At 41.8% G+C, this 576-nt stretch carries 2 protein-coding genes; both read right to left on the bottom strand.

Annotated elements, in window-relative coordinates; genetic code table 11:
• Positions 1 to 202 (bottom strand): DUF4651 domain-containing protein (locus GMD4S_RS10195; protein ID WP_044130361.1); only part of this gene is annotated, 202 nt, incomplete at its 3' end.
• 174 nt (positions 203 to 376) lie between these two features.
• Positions 377 to 576: glutamine amidotransferase-related protein (locus GMD4S_RS10190; RefSeq protein ID WP_000408682.1), on the bottom strand; the 200-nt coding region annotated here is incomplete at its 5' end.

Raw genomic sequence — 576 nt, 5'->3', positions numbered from 1 at the left:
GACTACTTTCGTAGACTTGAACATAGAGAGTCGCAATCTCACCCATATCTGAGAAAAGTTCGCGCACGATAGCGGTCAACTCTTCTTGCGTCTTCATGAGTTTGTGGTTATCTGCTGCTTTTTTAGCCCCCAAAGCAAGGGCGCTTAGACCAGCCACAGTCAAGCCAGTCATCCATAATTTCTTAGCTTTCATACCTTTCATTGTAACACAAAAAGGGCGCTAGGACAAATAGGGAAGCCGTATACGAGCAAGGAAAATCTCATCCATTACTGTAGAAAGAAAACTTCTGATTCTTATTATCAAGCGCCTGAGTTAGCAAGACTTTTCTAAATGAATAAAAAACCTCTGAGATTGTTCTCAAAGGTTCGAATTTTTCTAATTGCTATTTTCAACCGCTGCAGTGACAAAGGCAGTGTAGAGCTCTTCTGGACGGTTTGGACGGCTGGAAAGTTCAGGGTGATACTGACAAGCTACAAAAAATTTATTTTCAGGAATTTCCACAATTTCGACCAAACGATTGTCTGGAGAAACTCCTGAGAAGACAAAACCTGCTGCCTCAAACTGTTCACGAAAGG

This window comes from Streptococcus sp. GMD4S (assembly GCF_000296955.1).
This window is presented reverse-complemented; position numbering and strand designations above follow the sequence as displayed.